A 15,867-nucleotide genomic window follows, 5' to 3' on the forward strand; every position below is an offset into this window, starting at 1 on the left:
GCGAGCAGGTGCTCGGTGCGGTGGCTCGGCGCGCTGGAGTGAAGGCCTCGATGTGGTGCCATCGTGGCCTTTGCTCCAGGGCGGCGAGGTGCCGTGCCGAGTGCCGCGCAGTAGGCGTGAGACCATCAGGATCGGCCTACATCAAGTACGACGACAGGCCGCGTTGGAGGAACTTCCCCCGGCCCTTGCGGCCATGGTAGTTGCCGTCGGCCACGATCACCTCGCCGCGCGAGATCACCGTGCCCACCCGGCCCTTGATCTCGACCCCTTCGTACGCCGAGTAGTCCATGTTCATGTGGTGGGTGTCGACACTGATCCGGGTGGTCGCGTTCGGGTCGTAGACGACCAGGTCCGCGTCCGAGCCCGGGGCGACGATCCCCTTCTGCGGGTACAGCCCGAACATCCGGGCCGGCGTGGTGGCGATGGTCTCCACCCAGCGCTCCAGCGACAGCTGGCCGTCCACGACGCCTTGGTAGATCAGGTCGACCCGGTGCTCGACGCCGCCGATCCCGTTCGGGATCTTGGAGAAGTCGCCGAGGCCGAGCTCCTTCTGGTCCTTCATGCAGAACGGGCAGTGGTCGGTCGAGACGATCGCGAGGTCGTTGCTTCGCAGGCCCTTCCACAGGTCCTTCGCGTGCGACTCGTGCTTGCTGCGCAGCGGGGTCGAGCACACCCACTTCGCGCCCTCGAAGCCGGGCGCGCCGAGCTGGTCCTCGAGTGTGAGGTACAGGTACTGCGGGCAGGTCTCGGCGAACACGTTCCGCCCCGCGTCCCGCGCCTCGGCGACATGCTCCAGCGCCTGGCTGGCTGACAGGTGCACGATGTACAGCGGGCAGTCCCGAGCGACCTCGGCGAGCGCGATCGCCCGGTTCGTCGCCTCCGCCTCGAGCGCGGCCGGCCGGGTGATGCCGTGGTAGATCGGGTCGGTCTCACCGCGGGCGATCGCCTGCTGCACGAGCACGTCGATCGCGATGCCGTTCTCCGCGTGCATCATGATCATCGCGCCGTTGTCCCGGGCGGTCTGCATCGCCCGGAGGATCTGGCCGTCGTCGGAGTAGAAGACGCCCGGGTAGGCCATGAACAGCTTGAAACTGGTCACGCCCTCGTCCGAGACCAGCTGGTCCATCGCCTTCAGCGAGTCGTCGTCGACGCCGCCGAGGATCATGTGGAACGCGTAATCGATGTGACAGTTACCGTCGGCCTTCGTGTGCCAGGCGGCGAGCCCGTCCTGGACGACTTCACCGGTGCGCTGGACCGCGAAGTCGATGATCGTCGTGGTGCCGCCCCAGGCCGCGGCGCGGGTCCCGGTGTCGAAGGTGTCACTCGCCGCGGTGCCGCCGAACGGCAGCTCCATGTGCGTGTGCGCGTCGATCCCGCCCGGGATCACGTACTTGCCGGTGGCATCGATCACCTCGTCCGGCGTGATCGTCTGGCTGAACGCCGGGTCCAGCAGCGCGACGATCTTCTCGCCCTGGACCAGCACGTCGGCGACCTGCGTCCCGGTCGGCCCGACGACGGTCCCACCCTTGACCAGCAACATATCCGTACTCCCCTTTGAGACGGCGTGTGCAGATTTACGGTTTGGTCAGGTCTCCGTAGGCGTCCGGGCGGCGGTCGCGGTAGAACTGCCAGCGGTCCCGGACCGTGTCCAGCAGGCCCAGGTCCAGGTCCCGGACAACCAGTTCCGGATCGTGGTCGTGCCCGGTCTCGCCGACGAACTTGCCCTCCGGATCGACGAAGTACGACGTCCCGTAGAAGTCGTTCTCGCCGAAGTCGGACTCGATCCCGACCCGGTTGATGGCGCCGATGAAGTACTCGTTGGCCACCGCCGAGGCGGGTTGCTCCAGCTTCCACAGGTACGACGACAGCCCGCGGTGCGTCGCGGACGGGTTGAACACGATCTTGGCCCCGGCCAGCCCGAGCGCCCGCCAGCCCTCCGGGAAGTGCCGGTCGTAGCAGATGTACACCCCGATCCGGCCGACCGCGGTGTCGAACACCGGGTAGCCGAGGTTGCCGGGACGGAAGTAGAACTTCTCCCAGAACCCCTTCACCTGCGGGATGTGGTTCTTCCGGTACTTGCCCAGGTACTTGCCGTCAGCATCGATCACGGCCGCCGTGTTGTAGAGCACGCCCGGCTGCTCCTGCTCGTAGACCGGGAGCACCATCACCATGCCGAGCTCCTTGGCCAGCGCGGCGAACCGCTCGGTCGTGGGCCCTGGCACCGCCTCGGCGTACTCGTAGAACTTGGCATCCTGCAACTGGCAGAAATAGGGGCCGTAGAACAACTCCTGGAAGCAGATCACCCGTGCACCCTGCGCGGCAGCCTGCCGCGCGTACTCCTCGTGGGCCTTGATCATGGACTCCTTGTCCCCGGTCCACGACGTCTGCACCAACGCAGCCCGCACAACCTCCGACATCAGCCCTCCCACCACTAGCCGAGCACCCATGCTCCATCCGTCAACCCGCGCCAGTCAACGGATGTCGAATCGGATGTGGAAAACCCGTCAGATCGTGATGCTGCGGGACTCGGCGGGCAGCACGCGGCCGCCGACGGTGGCGTGGCCCGGCGGCTGCCAGGTGGTGTGCAGGTGCGAGCCGGCGCCCTGGACGACGAGGAGATCCCGGGATAGTTGAGCGGTCAGCTGAGTGACCGCGGACCCGGTCGCCTCGTCCTCGGCGACGCCGATGGCCGGGACGAACGCCCGGCCGCGGACGATCCCGGCGGACTCGTCCTGCCACGACCAGATGAATGTGTGACCGGCCGGATACGAGGCGGGGTCGGCGGCCAGTACGGCGTCCGGTGACTCGAGCTGATGCCAGTCGAAAGCACTGCCCCAACTGGCGTCGGCGCGGACCGAGAACAGGTCGCCCTCGCGGCTGACCGGAATGTCACCGGCGGGGACACGTAGGGTCTCGACGGCTACACCCTGGGAGTGCAGCCACCAGGCGATGCCGACGGTCGGGTGACCGGCGAAGGGCATCTCACCGGCCGCGGAGAAGATCCGGACCACGCCGGCGGCCGCGTCGTCGACGTACACGGTCTCGCTGTAGCCGAGTTGCGCGGCCACGCGCTGCCGGTCGGCGGGCTGGACGGCGGCGCCGTCGACGATGCCCAAGGGATTGCCGAAGCGGCCATCGGGGTCGGTGAAGACCCGGACGACCTCGACATGAAGCTGGGTCAAGTCAGAGGACGGTGATCGCGGCGACGACGGCGATCAGCACCACGGCGGCGCCGACGAAGGCCAGCACGCGGCCGTTGAGCTTCGGTTCGGCGGCCGTCTCGACCTGACCCTCGTTGACGAAAGCGCGGAACATCTGGGTGTTCGCGCCCGGGTCCTGCTCGTTCTCGACGTTCTGCGGGACGTTCTGGTCAGCCATGGCCCCAGACCCTACCGGCAGGCCCGATCGCGGTGTCTCAGCGGCCCGTTAAATCTCGCTGCGCCGTCAGGTTCCCGCGGGTGTACCATTTGGTACATGCGCTTCGATCATTCCAGCACGATCCAGGCCTCGCCCGAGCGGGTCTGGCAGGTGTTCAGCGACGTCGAGCGGTGGCCCGAGTGGACACCGACCGTCGACTCCGTCGAGCGGCTCGACGAGGGCCGCATCCACATCGGGTCCAAGACCCGGATCCGGCAGCCGAAACTCCCGGTCGCGGTCTGGGAGGTGACGGAACTCAAGGAGGGCGAGTACTTCGAGTGGGTCTCGAAGGCTCCCGGAATCAAGACCACCGGCGGCCACCGGGTCATCAGCACCCCGGAGGGCACGGTCGCGACGGCCACGATCATCCAGGAGGGCCCGCTGGGCTGGCTCTTCGGCAAGCTGTACGCCGGCCTCACCCGCCGCTACATCGCCACCGAGACCGAGAAGCTGAAGCAGGTCAGTGAGTCGTGAGTCGCTGCTCGTTGATGCGGTCGAGCATTTCGCCAAGAACGGCATCGGCGACGCGAGCCTGCGGAGTATCGCGACCTCGATCGGCACCAGCCACCGGATGCTGATCTACCACTTCGGCTCCCGCGAGGGACTGCTCGCCGAAGTGGTGCGCACGGTCGAGCAGCAGCAACGAGACCTGCTGGCCGACGTGATGGCGCTGGACCTGCCGATCGAGGAGCAGGCGGACCTGTTCTGGCGGCGCGTCACCGAGGCGACGCTGATTTACGGACCGCTGTTCTTCGAGCTGAGCGCCCACGCCATGCAAGACCGCCCGCACACTGCCGCGCTCAAGGCGGACCTGATCAATGTCTGGCTGCCACCGGTCATCGAACTGTGTGTCCGGGCGGGCATTCCGCCCACGCAAGCACCGTCGTACGCACGGCTCGGCCTGGCCGCGTCGCGCGGTCTGCTGTTCGACCTGCTGCTGACCGGCGACCGGGAGGCGATCGACGAAGCGTCCGCGCTGCTCAACCGGCTGTTCAATCTGCCGGCTCGGTAGGCGTCTCCACCCACCCGGCCACGATCGGCAGCCGCGACTCCCGCAGTACGGCGACAAACCCGAACGGCCGATCCAACGTCACCTCGAGCCGCCGCGCTTCCTGTGTCGGCATGGAGGTCCGCATCAGCCCCACCGCGGTCACCGCGGCCGCCTCGAAGCCGGTGGCGAAGAACCGCGCCAGCACCTTCTGCTTCGCCTGCCCGACCGCGAGCGGCATCGGGCTGATCGCACTGAAGTGACCGTGCGCGCCGGGATCCGTCGTCACCGCGCCCAGCCCGAACAGCTCCCGCGCCGCCAGCAGGTCGTGCTCGGCCTCCACGTTGAACGACGGCAGCGACAGCTTCAGATCCGGCAGCGGCGCCGTCGTCTGGCCGACCTTCACCCCGGGCGCGACCTCGACCCCCGGCTCTCCCTGATTGACCAACCGGCTCCCCGGCACCCCTTCCCCCTGCGCCTCCAGCAACCCAGTCAGTACGTCGGCCTGCGACACCTGCGGCTGCCCGATGCCCAAGAGCACGTCGACATCGGCATCGCCCGTCACGGTCACCACAGTCAGATCGTCGTGCCGCCGTACGGCGTCCAGCTCGCCGTCGACGCGCTCCAGCCAGTGCCAGGACCCGCCGGACCACGGGCCGTCGTAGAACCGCCGCGTCATCTCCTTGAACGGTGTGGCCCAGGTGGTTTTGAGCGACAGCGCGGAGGCGAGGACGAGCATCAGGTCCGGCGTCACCTGGATCGGCATTTCGCGGATCAGGTTGTTGGTGTGCTGGGCGGCCCAGGCATCGAGCTTGGGTTTGTCGACGGAGGCATTGCCGGTGAGCTGGCCGACCAGCGGCGCCGGCATCACGCCGTCGAACGACTCGGCGAGCTTCAGTTGCTCGCTCACCCAGACGCCGAGCGCGGCGTGCAGATCGTCGGAACCCTCGATCGCCTGGACCAGTTCCAGCGCCTGCCGGGAGCCTGCGGAGGCGTCCACTCCGGCGGCAGCGGCCAGCTCGGCGCGGCCTGGTTCGTCCGCGGCGGTCGCGAGGATCGCGAGCAGCGGCCACAGACCGAGGCCGGACACCACGGTGTTGCCAGCCGGGAGTTCGCGGGCCCAGCGGGCGGTGAGGTCGTTGACTGCGCGCACCACGTCGGCATCCATACCTCCACCCTGCCATGCGGACGCCAGTGCCATCACAATTCCCGGATCCCGGCCCGCCCCGCGGGCGACCCCGCGAATGGGCCGATTGATGGCCTGGCGGTCCGCGACTATTTGCCGGAACGACGCTGATTTTCATTTCACGGGTGCGGCGAGTCCTCGTCCGAGTGCGTTCCGTTGTGTCAGGATGCCGCCCATGACGGCCCATCCGACCGCCCCACCACCCGTCGACTCGCCGCCCCCGGACGCGGAAAACAAGGAGTCCACCGGCTCGTCGATCGCGTTCACCGCGACGCTGATCCTGCTGGTCGGGCTCGCGTTGTTCGGGCGGAAGATCTTCGCCGGGTGGTTCACCGACGACGGGATCCGGACCTGGGCGACGATGTTCGTCGGGGTCACCGTCCAGGCGATGCCGTTCCTGGTCCTCGGGGTGCTGCTGTCGGCGGCGCTGACCGCGTTCATCCCGGCGTCGTTCTTCGCGAAGGCGCTGCCCAAGCACCCGGCCCTCGCCGTACCGGTCGCCAGCGCGTCGGGCGTCGTGCTGCCCGGGTGTGAGTGTGCGTCGGTGCCGGTGTCGGCGGCGTTGATGAGCCGCGGGGTGACGCCGGCGGCGGCGCTCGCCTTTCTGTTGTCCGCGCCGGCGATCAACCCGGTCGTCCTCGCGTCGACGGCGGTCGCGTTCCCGGGGCAGCCGAAGGTGGTGGTTGCCCGCGCGGTGACCTCGCTGGGAGTGTCGATGATCCTCGGCTGGCTGTTCCTGGCGACCGGCAAGGGCGCCTCGTGGTTGCGGATGCCGAAGAACCGGCACGCGGAGGGCACCGGCAAGTTCGACGTGTTCCGGTCGGCGATGCTGCATGACTTCCTGCACGCGGGCGGGTTCCTGGTCATCGGTGCGGCCGCGGCTGCCACGCTGAACGTCGTCGTACCGCGCAGCTGGCTCGACCACGTGGCGGGCAACCTCCTGCTGTCCGTGGTCGTGCTTGGTCTGCTCGCCGTACTGCTGGCCATCTGCTCCGAGGCGGACGCGTTCGTGGCGGCCAGCCTGACGCAGTTCTCGCTGACCGCGCGGCTCGCGTTCATGGTGGTCGGGCCGATCGTCGACGTGAAGCTGATCGCCCTGCAGACCGGGACCTTCGGCCCGAAGTTCGCCGCCCGGTTCGCCCCGGCCACCTTCGCGGTCGCAATCTTGGCCAGTCTCGTCGTGGGGTGGTGGTTGCTGTGAAGCGCAACGTTGCCGGTCTGGTCATCGTGTTCGTCGGTGCCGCGGTCGTGCAGTTGGCGACCTCGAACACCTACCTGCGGTACGTGAAGCCCGGGATGCGGTGGATGCTGCTCGCCGCCGGGCTGATCCTGATCGCGCTGGCGGTGTTCGACGTACTCGCGGACACCCGGAAGAAGAAGCCCGTGGACGACGGTCACGGCCATCACGGACTGCCTCGGGCGGCCTGGTTGCTGCTGATCCCGATCTTCGCGCTGCTCGTCGTCGACCCGCCCGCGCTGGGTGCGGACGCGGCGCAGCGGCAGTCTCCGGTCGCGGCCAAGCCGGCTGATCCGAAGAGCAACTCGTGGCTGTCGAACAACTCGCAAGGCGACGCTCCGGTGGCGCTGGCGGTCCGCGACTACGCGGTCTGGGCGGTGTGGGAGAAGGAGAGCATGAAGGGCCGCGCGTTCCAGCTGACCGGCTTCGTCACCCCGGCGAAGAACGGCAGCTGGTACGTGACCCGCATCGGCCTGACCTGCTGCGTCGCCGACGGTACGGCGTTCATGGTCGAGGCCCGCGGCCAGGCGGCCCCACCGAAGAACCAGTGGGTGACCGTCACCGGCCAGTGGGCCGAGCCGACCAAACGCGCCGACGGCGACGTCGCCGCCCTCACGGTCGAGACCGTCAGCCCAGTCACTGCACCGGCCAATCCATACGAGTAGGCGTGCATCAGGACAGGAGGTAGTGCCCATGCGGCCGCCTCCCGGCGGGAACCTGCGCGGGCGGCGGGCAGGTACTACCCGTATACGTCCTGTCGTCAGGTACCAGCCACCCAGCCGACGACCACGGGGATGCCGGTCGGGCGGTGGACGGCGATGAAGCCGAAGGGCTGGTCCAGGGACACCTTCAGGGCCTTGCCTCCCGGCATCGGGGCGGAGCCGGCGGCCATGGCCATTGCGGTGACCGCGGCCGCCTCGAAGCCGGTGGCGGAGAATCGGGCCATCACAGCCTGCTTGGCCTGACTGACCGCGAGCGGGAACGGACTCAGTCCCGGGAAGTGCCCGGTGCGCGTGTCCATCGCCGACTTCAGGCCGAAGATCTCGGGGTACTCGAGCAGATCGTGCTCGGCGTCGATCTCGAAGTACGGCAGAGACAGCACCACGGTCGGCACCGGCGACATCGAGTCGATCACCTCGACCGCCGGCGCCGGCTGCTCCCGCGAGAACAGCCGCTTCCACCGCGAGGACGGGGCATCGGCCAACAACTCGGCACCGCTCACCGCCTCCCCGGTCAGTTCCAGCGCAGCAGCCAGTACGGCGCCCCGCCCGCGACCGGGCTCGCCTGCGATGAGCCGTACGTCGAAGTCGCCCGTCCCGACGACTGTGACCACGGTCAGTGGACCGGCCGGACCGTCGTACACGTGGACGGTGTCGAGGTCCTGGTCGGAGCGACTCAACCAGCGACGATCGCCCCGCGGGTACTCATTGAATGGCAGTGCCCATTTGGTCTGCAGCGCCAGCGCGGAGGCGAGCACCAGCAGCACGTCCTCGCTGAGCTGGATCGGCATCCGCTTCAACAGACCACCGGTCTGTTCAGTCACCCACGCCTCGAGGGCTGCTTGATCCGTCAACTGCCCACGAAGCTCCGGCGGCAGCAGCCGGTCCACACCGGGTTGCAGCGGGATCTCTGGGTGGGTCCACAGGCCGAGGGCCATCCGGAGCTCGGGAGTCTGCAGCAGGCCGCCGTACGACACACCGGCTGCTTCGGCGAGCTCCTCACGGGCCGGGCCGTCGGCCAGCTCGGCGAGGATTGCGAGCAGCGGCTGGACGCCGAGCCCGGAGACGACAGTGCTGTCCTCGCCGGAGAGCGTCTCGATCCAGCGAGCGGTCAGGCGACCGACTTGGCGTGCGTCCACTCACACATCCTGGCCCATCAGCGTTCCATCTGTGTGAAGCGCACTGTTGAACCCAAGGTCCTGTACTTCGGTACGCCGGTCGTCCTGATCAGCTCCCGCAACCCGGACGGGAGCACGAACCTCGGCCCGATGTCGTCCGCCTGGTGGCTCGGGTACACCGCGATGCTGGGCATGGCCACCAGCTCCCAGACGGTCAAGAACCTCACCGAGCGCCCGGAGTGCATCCTCAACCTGGTCGACCCGGCCATGGTCGCGGCGCTCGACCGGATCGCTCTGCTGACCGGATCGGAGCAGATGTCCGACGCCAAGCGGGCCCGCGGCTACCGCTACGAGCCGGACAAGTTCACCGCCGCGGGGCTGACGCCGGCTCCGGGATCGCTCGTCGACGTGGACGCCGTACAGGAGAGCCCGATCAATCTGGAGGGCCGGATCGAGGCGATCCACGACATCGGCGGACCGGACTCGCATCTGGTCGCGCTGGAGATGAAGGTCGAGCGGGTGCAGGTCCGCGAGGACCTGCTGATGAGCAACGACCGCTACATCGACCCGCTGCGCTGGGACCCGCTGATCATGAAGTTCACCGAGTACTTCGCCGGAGGGACACCGGCGTACGCGTCCTCGCTGGCGCGCGGGTGGCAGATGCCTCCGATGGCGCTACCGACTCACTAGTTCGCGTTTCTCGCTGGGCTCCGCCGCCTGACGCGGAGTCCGGCGAAGGACTGTGCAGGCCATGCCTCCGATGACCAGGACCGTCGCGATCGCCTGCTGGACACCGACTTCCTCGCCGCGCAGCAACCAGGCTGCAGCCATCGCGACGATCGGCACCAGCAGCGAGAACGGCGCCACCGTGCTCGCGTCGTACTGGCGCAGCAGGTAGCCCCACACGCCGAAGCCGAACAGTGTCGCGACGAAGGCGAGGTAGCCGATGGCACCGATCCCGGTCAGATCGATCGTCTTCAAGGCATGCAGGTCGGCCTCCATCCCTTCGGTGAGGAGCGACAACACGAGCAGCGGTACGACGGCTACCGCGCTGACCCAGATCATGAAGCGCAACGTGTCCCGCGGCTTCGCGTAGCGCGTGATCGTGTTCGAGACACCCCAGGACGCACCGGCCACGATCACCAGGACGAGCGCGCCCAGCGGTGCGGACAGCCCGCGGTCCAGCATGATCAGCGCCATCCCGCCGCACGCGATCGTGATCCCGGCGAGCTGCGCCGGTCGCGGCCGCTCCCGCAGTACGAGGATCGCGAACAGGACCGTGAAGATCACCTGGCACTGCAGCACCAGCGACGACAACCCGGCCGGGACGCCGTGGTCCATCGCGACGAACAACAGGCCGAACTTGGCCACGCCGAGGGCGAGCCCGACGCCGACGACGTACCGCCACGGCACCGGTGGCCGGCCGAGGATGAAGATCGCCGGGACGGCGGCGAAGAAGAACCGCAGCGCGGAGAAGAGCAGCGGCGGGAAGCTCTCCAGGGCGACCTCGATGACGACGAAGTTCACACCCCAGACGAGGACGACGGCCAGGGCGAGGATCAGATCACGAGGTTTCACACAGTCCAGTCTTCGTGGGACTACACTTAAGGACCAGCACCGATTCGTACGGGGTTCACTGTAGGAGTGCTACATGATCGATCTGGGCCGGCTTCGGGCGCTGCATGCCGTGTCGCTGTACGGATCGGTCAACCGTGCCGCCGAAGTACTCGGCTACACGCCGTCGGCGGTGTCGCAGCAGCTGGCGAAGCTGGAGCGAGAGACGCGGACCGTGCTGGTCGAGCGGCGCGGGCGCGGGATCGTGCTCACCGATGCCGCCGTACAGCTGGCCGCGACCGCGGCGCGGATCCTCGAGTTGGTCGAGGACGCCGAGCTGACGCTGGAAGAGCAGCGCGGTCAAGCGATCGGGACGCTACGACTGGCAGCCTTTCCGACCGCGGCGCGCGGGCTGTTGCCGAACGCGCTGGCCCGGTTGGTGCACGAGCATCCAGGACTGGACATCCGGGTCACGGAGACGGATCCGTTCGAAGCCGTTGCTGCGGTCAACCGTGGCGAGCTCGACATCGCGGTCGTGCACGACTGGCACAACACGCCGCTCAGCCTGCCCGAGGGGTTGTCGCGGGTGAAGCTCGGCTCCGATCCGGCGGACGTGCTCGTGCCGGCGACGCATCGGCTTGCGGGCAAGGAGTTCGTCCGGGCGGAGGATCTGGTCGGCGAGCGCTGGATCTGCCAGCCGGCCGGGTCGATCTGCCACGAGTGGCTGATGCGGACGATGCGCCGCGCCGACGTCGAGCCGGACGTCGCGTACTCGGTCGCCGAGTACCAGACCCAGCTCGCGATGCTTGCCCGCGGCATCGGCATCGGACTGCTGCCCCGCCTCGGCCGCGGCACCATCCCGGACGGCGTCGTCGTCATCCCCCTGCAACCCGCGCCGAGCCGCCGCCTGTACGCCGTCTGGCGCACCACCACCTCCCGCCGTCCCGCGATCACCGTCACCCTCGCCACCCTGAAATCGACCTGGCCGGACCGCACGACCGCCTGACCCCGCCCGTTCGCCTCACCGCCTGGGATGATCGGTTGTGATCACATCGCGCGACCGGTTGACAGCGTTCCGCATCAGGCACTACGTTCCGATGAACTAATAGGAAACCTTCCTAACCATCCTTGCTCCGTCCCCGCCCCGACGCAGTAGGAGGCAGTTCATGATCCGCACCCTCGCGACCGGCGTTCTGCTGGCCGCATCAGCACTTCTCCCGACCACGCCGGCGTCCGCGGCTCCCGCCGTACCGAAGGCCGTCGTACCAAAGGCAGCCGTGCCGGTGGACGCCGCACCAGCCGCCGACACCCCGGTCTCGATCAACGGGCAGCTACACGTCTGCGGCACCAAGCTCTGCAACCAGCACAACCAGCCGGTCCAGCTGCGCGGCATGAGCACGCACGGCATCCAGTGGTACTCCCAGTGCGTCAAGACCGCGTCCCTCGACGCGCTCGCCTACGACTGGAACGCCGACATCCTGCGCATCTCGCTGTACGTGCAGGAAGGCGGCTACGAGACCGACCCGCGCAAGTTCACCGACCTGGTGCACAACTACATCGAGGAGGCGACCCGACGCGGGATGTACGCGCTGGTCGACTGGCACCAGCTCGACCCGGGCGACCCGAACTACAACCTGTCCCGGGCCAAGACGTTCTTCACCGAGGTCGCCGACCGGCACAAGAACAAGAACAACATCATCTACGACATCGCCAACGAGCCGAACAACGTGAGCTGGGCCGGGATCAAGTCCTACGCCGAGCAGATGGTACCGGTGATCCGGGCCAAGGATCCCGACGGCGTGATCTTCGTCGGCACCCACGGCTGGGCCTCGCTCGGGGTCTCCGACGGCCGCAGCGAATCCGACATCGTCAACAATCCGATCCAGGCGTCGAACCTGATGTACACGTTCCACTTCTACGCGGCGTCACACCAGCAGGAGTACTTCGACGCGCTGTCCCGCGCGGCCGACAAGATCCCGCTGTTCGTCACCGAGTTCGGCACCCAGACCTACACCGGCGACGGCGGCAACGACTTCACCTGGTCGCAGAAGTACCTCGATCTCCTGGCCAGCAAGAAGATCGGCTGGACCAACTGGAACTTCTCCGACGACTTCCGCTCGGGCGCGGTCTTCAAGCAGAACGTCTGCGCGGGCAGCACCTTCACCGGCACCTCGGTCCTGAAGCCGGCCGGCGTCTGGGTCCGGGACCGGATCCGTACCCCGGACGCCTTCGAGACCCCCACCGCGACCATCAACGTGGGTACGGCGGCCGAGCTGAAGTCCGCGCTCTCGAGCGCCAAGCCCGGTGACACGATCAAGCTTGCCGACGGCACCTACACCGGCAACTTCAAGACCACGGTCGCCGGCACGTCGTCCGCACCGATCACGCTGATCGGCTCGGCTCGCGCCGTACTGAAGGCCAATGGCGGTGGTTACGGTCTGCATCTCGACGGAGCGTCGTACTGGAACGTGCGGGGCGTGACCGTGACGGGCGGCCAGAAAGGCATCATGATCGACCGCGCGACCCGGGTCACCGTCGACGGCGTCACCGTGCACGGGCTCACCATGGAGGGCGTGCACTTCCGCAACAGCAGCACGTACGGCATGATCCGCAACTCTCGCATCTATGACACCGGCAACGACGGCCGCGGGATGGGCGAAGGCGTGTACGTCGGCAGCGCGGGCGGGACCTCGGACAAGTCCGACTACATCCAGATCCTCGACAACACGATCGGGCCGGATGTCGGCGGCGAGGCGATCGACCTGAAGGAAGGCACCCGCGGCGGCCGGGTCGCGGGCAACAGCTTCGACGGCCGCGGGCTGACCGGCGCGAACTACGACGACAGCTGGATCGATGTCAAGGGCAACAACTACGTGATCGAGAACAACACCGGCAAGAACACCACGAACAACGGCTTCGAGACGCACACCCAGCAGTCCGGCTGGGGCTGCGGCACGGTGTTCCGCAACAACAAGTCGGACCTGACCGGCGCCACCGGCAGCGGCCGCCACGCCTTCAACATCACCAACTACAACGCCTCCACCTGCAAGGTCACCATCGACCGCACCAACACCGTCACAGGCGGCCGCGGTCTGACCAACCCAGGCATCCCGGTCAGCTGACCCGCCCCTCAACTGCCCGGAGGGACGAGGGCACGGAGCTTCGTCTCCGTGTCCTCGTCGGCGGCTGTGTAGACGGTGGCGCGGGTTTGGCCCAGTTGGGAGAGCCACATGATGGCCGGCTCGATGCGGAGCATGCCGGCGGTCGGGTGTTCCAGGACCTTGATGCGGGTGCTGGGGGCGGCGACCTCGTAGCGCTCCCACTGCTCGGCGAACTGCGGCGAGCCCGCGAGCAGGCGCTGGGTCAGGTCCTGCCAGTCGTGCTCACCCAGGTGATCGGCGATCGCGGCGCGGTAGCCGGCGACCAGGTGCACCTTGATCGACTCGGCGTCAGAGAACCGGCACCGCCACTCCTTCGAGACGAACGTCAGCCAGAGCATGTTGCGTTCCTCGACCGGGATCTCCCGGATGTCCAGCACGACCTCGCAGTAGGCGTCGTTGAACGCGAGGATGTCGTAGCGCGAGTTCAGCACGATGGCCGGGTACGGCGAGACGGCGTCGAGCATCCTCTGGACCGCGCCGGGGAGTGCGGCGCACTCGCCGGTCGCCGGACCGAGCCGGACGCCGGCCAGGGTGTAGAGGTGGTTGCGCTCCTGGCGGTCGAGGCGGAGCGTATTGGAGACCGCTTCGAGGACCTGCGCCGACACGTTGATGTCGCGGCCCTGCTCGAGCCAGGTGTACCAAGTGACGCCGACGCCCGCGATCAGCGCCACCTCCTCCCGCCGCAACCCCGGCGTCCGCCGCCGGCCACCCGGCGCCAACCCGACCTCCTCCGGCCGAATCCGCTCCCGTCGACTCCGCAGAAACACCCCCAACTCCCGCCGCTGCACCCCCTTGTCCACCCCACCAGCACGAGCAACTGACTGGGTGGCGTCCGGCTCCTCCGGCTCTCCGCCCCCGGCGTGCTGCCGCCGCGCACCGGCGGCGGGTTTGTCGGTGGTTGGTGGGAGGGTGGGCATGGTGATCACCGTTCTATGGTGGACCGGGTTGCAGGGTGGTTCCAGGTGGTGTTAATACCAGGATAAGCAGGCTCTAACTACCAGGCTCCGGGGCTCCGCATGCTGGGAGGCATGACAGCAACCCAGGTCGCCGCCCGGCCGCGCGTCAGCGCGTCGCCGCTGGGGCCGGTGGCACTCACGACCCTCCTCTTCGGCGCCTTCCTGCCGATGCTCTCCTTCTTCATCATCAACGTCGCCCTCCCCGCGATCGGCTCCGACCTGCGGGCCAGCTCCGGCGAGCTCCAGCTGGTCGTCGGCAGCTACGGCATCGCGAACGCGACCCTGCTCGTGGTCGGCGGCCGGCTCGGCGACGGCTTCGGCCGCAAGCGCCTGTTCCTGATCGGCCTGACCGGCTTCACCGTCATGTCCCTGATCTGCGCCATCGCCCCGACGATCGGCGTGCTGCTCGCGGCGCGCGTCGTACAAGGGGCCGCCGCAGCCGCCATGACCCCGCAGGTCCTCGCGTCCATCACCAGCCTGCTCACCGGCGAGCACCGCGCTCGCGCGATGGCGTGGTTCGGTGTGGCCGGCGGAGCCGCGGCAGCGCTCGGTCAGATCCTCGGCGGCGTACTGGTCGAGGCAGACGTCTTCGGCCTCGGCTGGCGCGCAGTGTTCCTCGTCAACGTGCCCGTAGGCGTGCTGGCCCTGGCTGCCGCGATCCGGTTGCTCCCAGAGACCAAGGCGGACCAGGCACACCGCGTGGACCTCGTCGGAGCGACCCTGCTCGCGTTGACGCTCGTACTCCTGCTCCTGCCCCTCACAGAAGGCCGTCCGCTCGGCTGGCCGCTCTGGACGTGGCTCTGCCTCGCCGCGACCATCCCTGCCGTCGCCGTGCTCGGCCTGCATCAGCACCGGGCTGAGCAGTCAGGCCGGGCTCCACTGATCCCGCCGACCGTACTGCGGCTGCGCGCGATGCGGATCGGTCTGCTGCTCGCGGTCGCGTTCTTCACCACGTTCGGTGGCTTCATGTTCGTCTTCGCGCTGGCGACACAAGGCGAGGCCCACATGTCCCCACTGGAAGGCGGTCTGAGCCTGCTGCCGATGGCGGTCGGCTTCCTGATCACGTCGATCTACGGACCGCGTCTGCAGCAGCGGTACGGCGCTGGGCTCATCCTGCGCGGCTGGATCGTCCAAGCAGTCGGCTACGGCCTGCTCGCCGTCGCCGCCCTCACCCTCTGGCCGGACGTCGACCCGCTCAAGCTCGCCGTACCGATGCTGATCGCCGGCTTCGGCAGCGGCCTGGTCATGGTCCCCCTGATGGGCGTCGTCGTCAGCCAGGTCCCACCAGCCCAGGCCGGTCTCGGCAGCGGCATCCTCCTCACCAGCCAGCAAACCTGCCTAGCCCTAGGCGCCGCCACCGTAGGCACCGCCTACCTAGCCCTAGCCGGCACCCCCTGGAACCAAGGCGGCGCCCTCGCCGCAGTAGCCCTAGCCATCACCGCGGTCTCGCTCCTGATGACGCCTGTCACGCACCAACTACGCGCCACCCGCGACTGACACGTAGGATCCGCTCACGCGAGAAGGGGCGGGA

At 68.3% G+C, this 15,867-nt stretch carries 16 protein-coding genes; 8 read left to right on the top strand and 8 right to left on the bottom strand.

Annotation, left to right across the window (positions count from 1 at the left end):
- Positions 1 to 136 precede the first annotated feature (136 nt).
- From hydA to ACIBL3_RS11840, 4 genes are all read right to left on the bottom strand, one after another.
- Positions 137 to 1,540 (bottom strand): dihydropyrimidinase, encoded by a 1,404-nt coding sequence (gene hydA, locus ACIBL3_RS11825; RefSeq protein WP_396353261.1) that lies wholly within the window; start codon positions 1,538 to 1,540, stop codon positions 137 to 139.
- A 34-nt stretch (positions 1,541 to 1,574) separates the two neighbouring features.
- Positions 1,575 to 2,417: a nitrilase-related carbon-nitrogen hydrolase gene (locus tag ACIBL3_RS11830; RefSeq protein ID WP_396353262.1), complete on the bottom strand. Its 843-nt coding sequence runs from the start codon at positions 2,415 to 2,417 to the stop codon at positions 1,575 to 1,577.
- An 87-nt stretch (positions 2,418 to 2,504) separates the two neighbouring features.
- Positions 2,505 to 3,182 carry a PhzF family phenazine biosynthesis protein gene (locus tag ACIBL3_RS11835; RefSeq protein ID WP_396353263.1) on the bottom strand — a complete coding sequence of 226 codons (678 nt, stop codon included), beginning with the start codon at positions 3,180 to 3,182 and terminating at the stop codon, positions 2,505 to 2,507.
- A gap of 1 nt (position 3,183) precedes the next feature.
- A complete protein-coding gene (locus ACIBL3_RS11840) occupies positions 3,184 to 3,378 on the bottom strand; it encodes a hypothetical protein (protein ID WP_396353264.1) in 195 nt (64 codons plus the stop codon).
- 96 nt (positions 3,379 to 3,474) lie between these two features.
- Here ACIBL3_RS11840 and ACIBL3_RS11845 point away from each other — a divergent pair, with 96 nt between their 5' ends.
- Positions 3,475 to 3,891: an SRPBCC family protein gene (locus ACIBL3_RS11845; protein WP_396353265.1), complete on the top strand. Its 417-nt coding sequence runs from the start codon at positions 3,475 to 3,477 to the stop codon at positions 3,889 to 3,891.
- A complete protein-coding gene (locus ACIBL3_RS11850) occupies positions 3,881 to 4,429 on the top strand; it encodes a TetR/AcrR family transcriptional regulator (protein WP_396353266.1) in 549 nt (182 codons plus the stop codon). The genes ACIBL3_RS11845 and ACIBL3_RS11850 overlap by 11 nt, the downstream gene beginning before the upstream one ends.
- Here ACIBL3_RS11850 and ACIBL3_RS11855 read toward each other — a convergent pair.
- Positions 4,410 to 5,573, bottom strand: a complete 1,164-nt coding sequence (locus ACIBL3_RS11855; protein ID WP_396353267.1) for a serpin family protein — start codon at positions 5,571 to 5,573, stop codon at positions 4,410 to 4,412. The genes ACIBL3_RS11850 and ACIBL3_RS11855 overlap by 20 nt on opposite strands.
- A gap of 193 nt (positions 5,574 to 5,766) precedes the next feature.
- Between ACIBL3_RS11855 and ACIBL3_RS11860 the strand changes: the two genes are divergently transcribed.
- The gene (locus tag ACIBL3_RS11860) at positions 5,767 to 6,792 is read left to right on the top strand and encodes a permease (RefSeq protein ID WP_396353268.1); all 1,026 of its coding nucleotides are present in this window, start codon (positions 5,767 to 5,769) and stop codon (positions 6,790 to 6,792) included.
- The gene (locus ACIBL3_RS11865) at positions 6,789 to 7,493 is read left to right on the top strand and encodes a TIGR03943 family putative permease subunit (RefSeq protein WP_396353269.1); all 705 of its coding nucleotides are present in this window, start codon (positions 6,789 to 6,791) and stop codon (positions 7,491 to 7,493) included. Before ACIBL3_RS11860 ends, ACIBL3_RS11865 begins: the two co-directional genes overlap by 4 nt.
- Before the next feature lie 95 nt (positions 7,494 to 7,588).
- Here the strand turns inward: ACIBL3_RS11865 and ACIBL3_RS11870 are convergent, their stop codons facing one another.
- Positions 7,589 to 8,686 (bottom strand): serpin family protein, encoded by a 1,098-nt coding sequence (locus ACIBL3_RS11870; RefSeq protein WP_396353270.1) that lies wholly within the window; start codon positions 8,684 to 8,686, stop codon positions 7,589 to 7,591.
- A 33-nt stretch (positions 8,687 to 8,719) separates the two neighbouring features.
- On the opposite strand from ACIBL3_RS11870, the gene ACIBL3_RS11875 reads away from it, so the two are divergent.
- A complete protein-coding gene (locus ACIBL3_RS11875) occupies positions 8,720 to 9,355 on the top strand; it encodes a flavin reductase family protein (RefSeq protein WP_396353271.1) in 636 nt (211 codons plus the stop codon).
- Here ACIBL3_RS11875 and ACIBL3_RS11880 read toward each other — a convergent pair.
- A complete protein-coding gene (locus tag ACIBL3_RS11880) occupies positions 9,341 to 10,243 on the bottom strand; it encodes an EamA family transporter (RefSeq protein WP_396353272.1) in 903 nt (300 codons plus the stop codon). The genes ACIBL3_RS11875 and ACIBL3_RS11880 overlap by 15 nt on opposite strands.
- 73 nt (positions 10,244 to 10,316) lie before the next feature.
- Here ACIBL3_RS11880 and ACIBL3_RS11885 point away from each other — a divergent pair, with 73 nt between their 5' ends.
- Together ACIBL3_RS11885 and ACIBL3_RS11890 are read left to right on the top strand one after the other, a co-directional pair.
- Complete coding sequence (locus tag ACIBL3_RS11885) at positions 10,317 to 11,225, top strand: LysR family transcriptional regulator (RefSeq protein WP_396353273.1); 909 nt, start codon at positions 10,317 to 10,319, stop codon at positions 11,223 to 11,225.
- A gap of 160 nt (positions 11,226 to 11,385) precedes the next feature.
- Entirely contained in the window at positions 11,386 to 13,341 is a 1,956-nt protein-coding gene (locus ACIBL3_RS11890; protein WP_396353274.1) for a cellulase family glycosylhydrolase, read from the top strand.
- Positions 13,342 to 13,349: 8 nt separating this feature from the next.
- Here the strand turns inward: ACIBL3_RS11890 and ACIBL3_RS11895 are convergent, their stop codons facing one another.
- Positions 13,350 to 14,297, bottom strand: coding sequence for a helix-turn-helix transcriptional regulator (locus ACIBL3_RS11895; RefSeq protein WP_396353367.1), 948 nt, complete (start codon positions 14,295 to 14,297; stop codon positions 13,350 to 13,352).
- A gap of 111 nt (positions 14,298 to 14,408) precedes the next feature.
- Here ACIBL3_RS11895 and ACIBL3_RS11900 point away from each other — a divergent pair, with 111 nt between their 5' ends.
- Positions 14,409 to 15,833: an MFS transporter gene (locus tag ACIBL3_RS11900; RefSeq protein WP_396353275.1), complete on the top strand. Its 1,425-nt coding sequence runs from the start codon at positions 14,409 to 14,411 to the stop codon at positions 15,831 to 15,833.
- Positions 15,834 to 15,867: the final 34 nt, after the last annotated feature.

Origin of the sequence: Kribbella sp. NPDC050124 (assembly GCF_044460355.1) — a bacterium.
Taxonomy (GTDB): Bacteria; Actinomycetota; Actinomycetes; order Propionibacteriales; family Kribbellaceae; genus Kribbella.